The 10,213-nt window shown below is 71.8% G+C and carries 8 protein-coding genes; 6 read left to right on the plus strand and 2 right to left on the minus strand.

What is annotated here, in order from left to right; genetic code table 11:
• Position 1 precedes the first annotated feature (1 nt).
• Positions 2-340, minus strand: coding sequence for a WhiB family transcriptional regulator (locus ABT354_RS28215; protein WP_351498803.1), 339 nt, complete (start codon positions 338-340; stop codon positions 2-4).
• A 427-nt stretch (positions 341-767) separates the two neighbouring features.
• On the opposite strand from ABT354_RS28215, the gene ABT354_RS28220 reads away from it, so the two are divergent.
• The 4 genes from ABT354_RS28220 (at position 768) to ABT354_RS28235 (ending at position 5,253) form a co-directional block, all read left to right on the plus strand.
• The gene (locus ABT354_RS28220; protein ID WP_003948568.1) at positions 768-1,379 is read left to right on the plus strand and encodes a response regulator transcription factor; all 612 of its coding nucleotides are present in this window, start codon (positions 768-770) and stop codon (positions 1,377-1,379) included.
• Positions 1,380-1,668: 289 nt separating this feature from the next.
• The gene (locus tag ABT354_RS28225) at positions 1,669-2,244 is read left to right on the plus strand and encodes a sigma-70 family RNA polymerase sigma factor (protein WP_351498805.1); all 576 of its coding nucleotides are present in this window, start codon (positions 1,669-1,671) and stop codon (positions 2,242-2,244) included.
• Between the two features lie 254 nt (positions 2,245-2,498).
• The gene (guaB, locus tag ABT354_RS28230) at positions 2,499-4,001 is read left to right on the plus strand and encodes an IMP dehydrogenase (RefSeq protein WP_351498807.1); all 1,503 of its coding nucleotides are present in this window, start codon (positions 2,499-2,501) and stop codon (positions 3,999-4,001) included.
• Positions 4,002-4,128: 127 nt separating this feature from the next.
• Positions 4,129-5,253, plus strand: a complete 1,125-nt coding sequence (locus tag ABT354_RS28235) for a GuaB3 family IMP dehydrogenase-related protein (RefSeq protein ID WP_351498809.1) — start codon at positions 4,129-4,131, stop codon at positions 5,251-5,253.
• 122 nt (positions 5,254-5,375) lie between these two features.
• Here the strand turns inward: ABT354_RS28235 and ABT354_RS28240 are convergent, their stop codons facing one another.
• The gene (locus ABT354_RS28240; RefSeq protein ID WP_351498811.1) at positions 5,376-6,614 is read right to left on the minus strand and encodes a nucleotide sugar dehydrogenase; all 1,239 of its coding nucleotides are present in this window, start codon (positions 6,612-6,614) and stop codon (positions 5,376-5,378) included.
• 363 nt (positions 6,615-6,977) lie between these two features.
• Between ABT354_RS28240 and ABT354_RS28245 the strand changes: the two genes are divergently transcribed.
• Together ABT354_RS28245 and ABT354_RS28250 are read left to right on the plus strand one after the other, a co-directional pair.
• Positions 6,978-8,684: a glycerol-3-phosphate dehydrogenase/oxidase gene (locus tag ABT354_RS28245; RefSeq protein WP_351498814.1), complete on the plus strand. Its 1,707-nt coding sequence runs from the start codon at positions 6,978-6,980 to the stop codon at positions 8,682-8,684.
• A gap of 184 nt (positions 8,685-8,868) precedes the next feature.
• On the plus strand, positions 8,869-10,213 hold a 1,345-nt coding region (locus tag ABT354_RS28250; protein WP_351498816.1), incomplete at its 3' end, for a protein kinase domain-containing protein.

Raw genomic sequence — 10,213 nt, forward strand, 5'->3', positions numbered from 1 at the left:
CTCAGCTCTGGGCCGGGTCGGCCGCCCCCCGGGCCGGGGCGCCCGTCGCCGGGACCAGTCGATGCCGGGCCCGGCCCATCAGCTCCTCGCGCTCGTCCTCGGTCAGCCCGCCCCAGACCCCGTACGGCTCCCGTACCGCCAGGGCGTGCGCGGCGCACTCGGCGCGGACCGGGCATCTCATGCACACCTCTTTCGCCGAGTTCTCACGCGCGCTGCGCGCCGCGCCCCGCTCTCCTTCGGGGTGGAAGAAGAGCGAACTGTCCACCCCACGGCAGGCCGCGAGGAGCTGCCAGTCCCACAGATCGGCGTTGGGTCCGGGAAGGCGGGAGAAATCTGCCATAGCGCTTGCCCCTTGAAACCGTGCTGACTGGATCGGTCAGGTCGCGCGCGGAGCGGGATACGGGCCGCACCCGGCACCCGCACACTGCCTCACGACCGTACATCTAATGTGTAAGTAGATGTAAATATGATTCATTGCGAATCTAGCCATAGACACCACCCAAAGTGAAGAAAAGCCGCTAAATGGGGCATGCCTGATCCGTGAAGAACCGTTCACCCCTGGTGGCGGCCCCGTTCGCGCGGAGTGCCGAAGAATGCGGGCCGACCCGTAACTCTTTCGAGTGACCATCGTTGGTAGTGCTGAAGCGGTTGAAGCGACAAGCGCTCGGTCGCATGTCCGACACATGTCCGGAGCGTTCAACCGCACAGGTGACAACACGTACAGCCTGGAGGCACAAGGTGACGCGCATCAGCTGCGGAGGGCGGCCATGACATCCGTCCTCGTCTGTGACGACTCCCCGCTCGCCCGAGAGGCGCTCCGCCGCGCGGTCGCGACCGTGCCCGGCGTCGAGCGTGTGACGACCGCGGCCAACGGCGAGGAAGTCCTCCGCCGCTGGGGCGCCGACCGCTCGGATCTGATCCTGATGGATGTGCGCATGCCCGGACTGGGCGGCGTCGAGACCGTGCGGCGGCTGCTCTCGGCCGACCCCGGCGCCCGGATCATCATGCTCACCGTCGCCGAGGACCTCGACGGGGTGGCGCTGGCCGTCGCCGCCGGGGCCCGCGGTTATCTGCACAAGGACGCCTCCCGCGCCGAGCTGCGCGCGACCGTCACCCAGGCGCTCGCCGACCCGACCTGGCGGCTCGCCCCCCGGCGGCTGCGCTCGGCCGAGATGGGCGCCGCGCCCACCCTCACCGCGCGGGAGATCCAGGTGCTCGAAGGGATGAGCCACGGCCGGTCCAACGCGGAGATCGGGCGTGAGCTGTTTCTCTCGGAGGACACGGTCAAGACGCACGCCCGGCGTCTCTTCAAGAAGCTGGGGGCCTCGGACCGGGCCCACGCCGTAGCCCTGGGATTCCGCTGGGGCCTGGTCCGTTAGTCCCTCGCGGGACCCCGGCGGACGGCCGTCCGGGGGGCGCCGGAAGCGCGCCCTCCGGCCCCGCCCGCCCCCTCGGTGGGCGGGGATCGGCGAGGACGCCGACGACCGCGGGCGTCCGTTTCCGGCGGGATGCCGCATCCTTGAGGTTGTGGAGTTCCTCGGGGACGAGTCCGGCGAGCGGAAGGGGAGGGCGCAGGCCATGAGTTCCGGCGCACCTGCTCATAACGCTTCGGTGCACAACATGGGACACGGTGCCACGGATCAGCGGCCACCAAGGCACCATGGACCGATGCGTGACGACAACACCACGGTGATCGGTGCACTCGTTCACCGTGCCGTCGAAGGAGACGCGCAGGCCACGCACGATCTCCTCGCGCATGTTCATCCGCTCGCGCTGCGCTACTGCCGCACCCGGCTCAACCGGCTGCCCGGCGACGCGCGTCACTTCGTGGAGGATCTCGCCCAGGAGGTCTGTGTCGCCGTCCTCATGGCCCTGCCCCGGTACCGGGACACCGGCAGACCCTTCGAGGCCTTTGTCTTCGCCATCGCCTCGCACAAGGTCGCCGATCTCCAGCGGGCGGCCATGCGCCACCCGGGATCGACGGCGGTGCCCTCCGACGAGATGCCCGAGCGGGCCGACGACTCCCTCGGCCCGGAGGAGCGCGCCCTGCTCAGCGATGACGCCGAGTGGGCCCGCAGACTGCTGGCCAACCTCCCGGACAACCAGCGTGAGCTGCTGGTCCTGCGGGTGGCGGTCGGGCTGACGGCGGAGGAGACCGGGCAGATGCTGGGCATGTCCCCGGGTGCGGTCCGGGTCGCCCAGCACCGGGCGCTCAGCCGGCTGCGGGCGCTCGCGGAGCAGTGACACCCGCGCGGTGACTTCCGCGCGGGGCGGCGGCACGCGGGCCGGGCGGTGGTCCACCCGGGCCGTGTGGTGACCCGCGCGCCGGGCCGTGACCTGCGTCTCGGCCCGGCGCCCGTAATGATCACGTGTTCCCCTTCCCGGACATGTGTATCAACCCACAAACTGTTCGGGCGATCTTGTTCGTGGAATGAGTCGGGGTCCCAGGCCGTTAGCATGGACATCCGCACCGATCAAGGCCATTTGGGGAAGGTGTCATGACCAACGTCGACGGAGTGCCCGAGAAATTCGCGACACTCGGGCTGACCTACGACGATGTGCTGCTGCTGCCGGGCTCCTCCGACATGGCGCCCGACCAGATCGACACCTCCTCGTATCTCTCGAAGAACGTCCGGGTGAACATCCCGCTGCTCTCCGCGGCGATGGACAAGGTCACCGAGTCCCGGATGGCCATCGCCATGGCCCGCCAGGGCGGCGCGGGCGTGCTGCACCGCAATCTCTCCATCGCCGACCAGGCCAACCAGGTCGACCTGGTGAAGCGCTCCGAGTCCGGCATGGTCACCGACCCGATCACGGTGCACCCCGACGCCACCCTCGCCGAGGCCGACCAGCTGTGCGCGAAGTTCCGTATCAGCGGTGTCCCGGTCACCGACCCCAGCGGTCGGCTGCTGGGCATCGTCACCAACCGTGACATGGCCTTCGAGTCCGACCGCGGCCGTCAGGTGCGCGAGGTCATGACCCCGATGCCGCTGGTCACCGGCAAGGTCGGCATCTCCGGTGTGGACGCCATGGAGCTGCTGCGCCGCCACAAGATCGAGAAGCTGCCGCTCGTCGACGACACGGGTGTCCTCAAGGGCCTGATCACGGTCAAGGACTTCGTCAAGGCCGAGCAGTACCCCAACGCCGCCAAGGACAAGGAAGGCCGGCTGATCGTCGGCGCCGCCGTCGGTGTCGCCGGTGATGCCTTCGAGCGCGCCCAGGCCCTGATCGAGGCCGGTGTCGACTTCATCGTCGTGGACACCGCCCACGGCCACTCCCGGCTGGTCGGCGACATGGTCTCCAAGATCAAGTCGAACTCCGCCGGTGTCGATGTCATCGGCGGCAACATCGCCACCCGCGACGGCGCCCAGGCGCTGATCGACGCCGGTGTCGACGGCATCAAGGTCGGGGTGGGCCCCGGCTCCATCTGCACCACCCGGGTCGTCGCCGGTATCGGCGTCCCCCAGGTCACCGCGATCTACGAGGCCTCGCTGGCCGCCCGCGCCGCCGGGGTCCCGGTCATCGGCGACGGTGGCCTCCAGTACTCCGGCGACATCGCCAAGGCGCTGGTCGCGGGTGCCGACACGGTGATGCTCGGCTCCCTTCTCGCGGGCTGCGAGGAGTCCCCGGGCGAGCTGATGTTCATCAACGGCAAGCAGTTCAAGTCCTACCGGGGCATGGGCTCCCTGGGTGCCATGCAGTCCCGTGGCGACCAGCGCTCGTTCTCCAAGGACCGGTACTTCCAGGAGGGCGTCGCCTCCGACGAGAAGCTGGTGCCGGAGGGCATCGAGGGCCAGGTTCCCTACCGGGGCCCGCTCTCCGCCGTCGTCCACCAGCTGGTGGGCGGGCTGCGCCAGTCGATGTTCTACGTCGGCGGCCGCACCGTGCCCCAGCTCCAGGAGAACGGCCGGTTCGTCCGGATCACCTCCGCGGGGCTCAAGGAGAGCCACCCCCATGACATTCAGATGACCGTCGAGGCGCCCAACTACAGCAGGAAGTAGCCGCTCAGCGGTGTACGGGGGCGGCTCCGGGCTCCGGGGCCGCCCCTGCGGCACGTCCGCAGCCGCCCCGGTCCGACGGGTCGGGGATACTGGTAGGCGCCAGACGTAGAGGGAAAGGCCACACAAGGTGACTGAGATCGAGATCGGGCGCGGCAAGCGCGGTCGCAGGGCGTACGCGTTCGATGACATCGCCGTCGTACCGAGCAGGCGCACACGGGACCCGAAGGAGGTCTCGATCGCCTGGCAGATCGATGCCTACCGCTTTGACCTGCCCTTCCTGGCCGCCCCCATGGACTCCGTGGTCTCCCCGCAGACCGCCATCCGCATCGGCGAGATGGGCGGCCTCGGGGTGCTCAACCTGGAGGGGCTGTGGACGCGGTACGAGGACCCGCAGCCGCTGCTGGACGAGATCGGCGAGCTGTCCCCCGAGGCGGCCACCCGCCGCCTCCAGGAGATCTACGCGGCTCCGATCAAGGAAGAGCTGATCGGGCAGCGGATCAAGGAGGTGCGCGACTCCGGTGTGATCACCGCCGCCGCGCTCTCGCCGCAGCGCACCGCCCAGTTCTCCAAGGCCGTGGTGGACGCGGGTGTCGACCTCTTCGTCATCCGGGGCACCACCGTCTCCGCCGAGCATGTCTCCGGCGCCGCCGAGCCGCTCAACCTCAAGCAGTTCATCTATGAGCTGGACGTCCCGGTGATCGTCGGTGGCTGTGCCACCTACACGGCCGCGCTGCACCTGATGCGCACGGGCGCGGCGGGCGTGCTGGTCGGCTTCGGTGGCGGCGCCGCCCACACCACCCGCAATGTGCTGGGCATCCAGGTCCCGATGGCGACGGCGGTGGCGGATGTCGCCGCGGCCCGCCGGGACTACATGGACGAGTCCGGTGGCCGTTATGTGCATGTCATCGCCGACGGCGGTGTGGGCTGGTCGGGCGATCTGCCCAAGGCCATCGCCTGCGGTGCCGACGCGGTGATGATCGGGTCCCCGCTGGCCCGTGCCACGGACGCCCCCGGCCGGGGCCGTCACTGGGGCATGGAGGCCGCCCACGAGGACGTTCCGCGCGGCAAGCTGGTGGACCTGGGCATCGTCGGAACCACCGAGGAGGTGCTCACCGGCCCGTCGCACACCCCGGACGGCTCGATGAACTTCTTCGGGGCGCTGCGCCGTGCGATGGCGACGACCGGCTACAGCGAGCTGAAGGAGTTCCAGCGGGTCGAGGTGACCGTCGCGGACTCGCAGCACCGCCGCTGATCACGCGTGAGTGAGGGGCGGGACCCGATGACCGGGTCCCGCCCCTTCGCGTTGCCCGTACCTGTGTCGCGGCCTGTTTCACCGGTCGTACGGGGGGCTCGCGGTGCACCCGGGTGGTCGGTTCAGAGCCGGTGGGCCGCGCCCGCCGGGACGGCGCCCCGGGTGTCCAGCAGCAGCTGGGCCTTCACGGCGAGTCCTTGCAGGTCGTACGTGTGGTGATGCTGGAGCAGCACAGTGAGGTCGGCCTCGGCGGCGGCCTCGTAGAGAAGGTCCGCCCGGGGGATGGGCTGGTCGTGGACCCGCCAGTGCGGCACATAGGGGTCGTGGTAGCTGACGGCGGCGCCCAGCTCCATCAGCCGGCGGGCGATCGGGGTGGCGGGGGAGCCCGCGAGGTCGGCGAGATCCGGTTTGTAGGTGACGCCGAGGAGCAGCACCCGGGCGCCGCGGGCGGATTTCCCGTGTTCGTTGAGGAGGGTGGCGCAGCGCTGGATGACGTACTGCGGCATCCGGCCGTTGATCTCCTGGGCGAGGCCGACCATGCGCAGGGGTCCCAGGGCGCGTCCGCCGTACGGGTGGGTGCCGGGGTCCAGGGGGACGGCGTGGCCGCCGACGCCGGGTCCCGGGCGGAAGGAGTGGAAGCCGTACGGTTTGGACTCGGCGCAGCGGATCACGTCCCAGAGGTCGACCCCGAGGTCGTGGCAGAGCACCGCCATCTCATTGACCAGGGCGATATTCACATGGCGGAAGTTGGTTTCCAGTACCTGGACGGTCTCGGCCTCGCGCAGTCCCCGGGCGCGGACGACCTTGTCGGTGAGGCGCCCGTAGAAGGCGGCGGCGGCCTCGGTGCAGGCGGGGGTGAGGCCGCCGATGACCTTGGGGATGTGGTCATAGCCGGGGGTGCGGCGGCCGGGGTCGACCCGGCCGGGGGAGTAGGCGAGGTGGAAGTCGCGCCCGGCGGTGAGGCCGGAGCCCTCCTCCAGCAGGGGGCGGAGCACCGAGTCGGTGGTGCCGGGCTGGACGGCCGACTCGACGACGACGGTGGTGTGCGGGCGCATCCGGGCGGCGAGGGCGCGGGTGGCCTCGGTGAGCGGGCCGAGGTCGAGGGCTCCGTCGGGGCCGGGCGGGGTGGGTGCGCAGAGGGCGGCGGTACGGACGCGGCCGAGCGCGGCCGGGTCGGTGACCGCGCGGAATCCGCCGGACACCATGCGGCGGATGTCGGCGGGGGTGCGTCCGGCGGCCGGTTCGCTGAGCTGCCGGGGGTCCGGGTCGTAGCCGATGGTGGCGATTCCGGCGGCCACGGCGGCCTGGGCGAGAGGCAGGCCGTGATGGCCGAGTCCGATGACGACGAGATCTGCGGGCATGGGGTGGCTGGCGTCCTTCCCTGAGCCGTCCATAGCCGGGGTCGAGCGGTGGCGCAACCCCTGTGGGCGGAATGGGCGGCGCGCAATGTCACACTAGGCGTAAATATGACCGATATGCCGCATTGGTTGAGCGTGGCGGACCGAGTGTTGTCCACAGGCGGTGGCTGAAGTCGGTGACTGCGGACAGAATCGATGTTGTGAGCCCGATCGCGAGTTCGCCGTCACGACATCCGTACGGCGATCTCCGCGCGGCGACGTCCGTGCGGTGACCTCCGCGGGGAGGGCCGGGCGGACGGAGCGGACGCGGGCCGGGCGGGTCCCGGCACGGGCAGGGGTACACGGGGGCGACGGGAGGCAAGTGCGGTGAAGACAGCGACACTGGGGCCCGAGGAGCGGGTGCGGGCACTCACCACCATGGCCGAGCGCGGGCTGGATGTGCTGGTCGTCGGCGCCGGAGTGGTCGGCGCGGGCACCGCGCTGGACGCGGCGACCAGAGGGCTCGCCACCGGCCTGGTGGAGGCCAGGGACTGGGCGTCGGGCACCTCCAGCCGCTCCAGCAAGCTCATCCACGGCGGACTCCGCTATCTGGAGATGCTGGACTTCGCGCTGGTGCGCGAGGCACTCAAGGAGCGCGGGCTGCTGCTGGAGCGGCTGGCGCCCCACCTGGTCAAGCCGGTTCCCTTCCTCTACCCGCTCCAGCACAAGGGCTGGGAGCGCCTCTACGCCGGATCCGGCGTCGCCCTCTACGACGCCATGTCCGTCTCCTCCGGCCACGGCCGGGGCCTGCCGGTGCACCGCCATCTTTCCCGGCGCAACGCCCTGCGGGTCGCCCCCTGCCTCAAGAAGGACGCCCTGGTCGGCGCCCTCCAGTACTACGACGCCCAGATGGACGACGCCCGCTTCGTCACCACCCTGGTGCGCACCGCCGCCGGCTACGGCGCCCAGGCCGCCAGCCGCGCCCGGGTCATCGGCTTTCTGCGCGAGGGCGAGCGGGTCGTCGGCGCCCGCGTCCAGGACGTGGAGACCGGCGGGGAGTACGAGATCCGCGCCCAGCAGATCGTCAATGCCACCGGGGTGTGGACCGACGACACCCAGGCCCTGATCGGCGAGCGCGGCCAGTTCCACGTCCGCGCCTCCAAGGGCATCCATCTGGTGGTGCCCAAGGACCGGATCCACTCCACCACCGGGCTGATCCTGCGCACCGAGAAGTCCGTGCTCTTCGTCATCCCCTGGGGACGCCACTGGATCGTCGGCACCACCGACACCGGCTGGGACCTCGACAAGGCCCACCCCGCCGCCTCCAGCGCCGATATCGACTATCTGCTGGAGCATGTCAACTCGGTCCTCGCGGTGCCCCTCACCCGCGACGACGTCCAGGGTGTCTACGCCGGGCTGCGCCCGCTGCTCGCCGGGGAGTCCGACGCCACCAGCAAGCTCTCCCGCGAGCACACCGTCGCCCACCCCGTCCCCGGTCTTGTGGTGGTCGCGGGCGGCAAGTACACCACCTACCGGGTGATGGCCAAGGACGCCGTCGACGAAGCCGTCCACGGTCTGGACCAGCGGGTCGCCCCCTGTGTCACCGAGGAGGTCCCCCTGGCCGGCGCCGAGGGCTACCACGCCCTGTGGAACGCACGGGCGCGGCTCGCCGCCCGCTCCGGCCTCCATGTGGCCCGGATCGAGCACCTCCTCAACCGCTACGGATCGCTGACCGAGGAGCTGCTCGCCCTCATCGAGGCCGACCCCTCCCTCGCCGATGCCCTCACCGGGGCGGACGACTATCTGCGCGCCGAGGTCGTCTACGCCGCGTCCCATGAGGGGGCCCGCCATCTCGACGACGTCCTCACCCGGCGCACCCGGATCTCCATCGAGACCTTCGACCGGGGCACCCGCAGCGCCCGGGAGTGCGCCGAGCTGATGGCGCCGGTACTGGGCTGGGGCCCGGAACAGATCGACAAGGAGGTCGCCCACTACGAGAAGCGGGTGGAGGCGGAGCGGGAGTCGCAGCGCCAGCCGGACGATCTGACGGCGGACGCGGCGCGGTTGGGGGCACCGGACATCGTCCCGCTCTGACCGCGGGCGCCCGTCTCCTGGCATGGTGGATCCCCCAACCTTCCGGGCGCGGCCGGGCGGTCGGCGGACCCGGGAGAACCCCCGGTCCCGGAGTGAGGAACAATGAAGGCTCTGCCAAGGCGTGTTACCGCATCGCGCGGGAGCGGCGGGCGCGGGCGAAGACCAGGGATCGCAGAGGGGACGCATGTCGGAGGCGGAGCAGTCGCGGGAGCCCCAGCAGGACAGGTCCACCGCCCCCGGAGCCCCGGGGCCGGAGCGGACCGGCGAGGCACCCGAGAGGTCCGGCCGGGCCGGGGGCGCCCCCGCGCGGGGCGCGGGCGACGGCCCCGGTGCCCGGCGCGGCACCGGCCGGGCTGACACGGGTACAGACGCGGGCACCCCGGCGGAGGTTGAGCCGGCCGGCCGGGACGCCACATCCCCGGCGGCGCGGCCGGCGGCCGGGCGGGCCGCCGTGCCCCGGCAGGCCGGGGCACGGGAGCCGGTGGCCGCGGGCGACCGTGCGCCGGGTGAGCGGGGCGCCGCCGGGCGCCCGGCCCGCACAGGCGGCCGGGGGGCCGGCCCGGACGGGCCCGACGCGGAGGCCGGCCGGGACTCCGAAGGGAGGCTGCTCGCCGGGCGCTACCGGCTCGGCGGCGTCCTCGGGCGCGGCGGCATGGGCACCGTCTGGCGCGCCGTCGACGAGACCCTGGGCCGTACCGTCGCCGTCAAGGAACTGCGCTTCCCCACCAGCATCGACGACGAGGAGAAGCGCCGCCTCATCACCCGCACCCTGCGCGAGGCCAAGGCCATCGCCCGGATCCGGGACAACAGCGCGGTCACCGTCTTCGACGTGGTGGACGAGGACGACCGCCCCTGGATCGTGATGGAGCTGGTGGAGGGGAAGTCCCTCGCCGAAGTCATCCGGGAGGACGGCACCCTGACGCCCCGGCGGGCCGCCGAGGTCGGACTCGCCATCCTCGACGTGCTGCGCTCCGCCCACCGCGAGGGCATCCTCCACCGCGATGTGAAGCCGTCCAATGTGCTGATCGCCGACGACGGCCGGGTGGTCCTCACCGACTTCGGCATCGCCCAGGTCGAGGGCGACCCCTCCATCACCTCCACCGGCATGCTGGTGGGGGCCCCGTCGTACATCTCGCCGGAGCGGGCCCGCGGCCACCGGCCAGGACCCGCCGCCGACCTGTGGTCGCTCGGCGGTCTGATCTACGCCAGCGTGGAGGGCTGCCCCCCGTACGACAAGGGGTCGGCCATCGCCACCCTCACCGCCGTGATGACCGAGCCCCTGGACCCGCCGAGGAACGCCGGCCCCCTCCTGGAGGAGGTCATCTACGGGCTGCTCGCCAAGGACCCCGCCCAGCGGCTCACCGACGCGGGCGCCCGGGAACTGCTCCTCAAGGCGGTGCACGCCCCCGAGACCCCCAAGGGCCCGCCCCCCGCGGACGCCACCCGGGCGATGGCGCTGCCGCCGGTGCCGCCGCCGCCCGGCGAGCCCCTGGGCCGCTCCCGGGGTCCCGCCGCACGGCCGGGCGCCG

Source organism: Streptomyces sp. NPDC000594 (assembly GCF_040299965.1).
GTDB lineage: Bacteria > Actinomycetota > Actinomycetes > Streptomycetales > Streptomycetaceae > Streptomyces.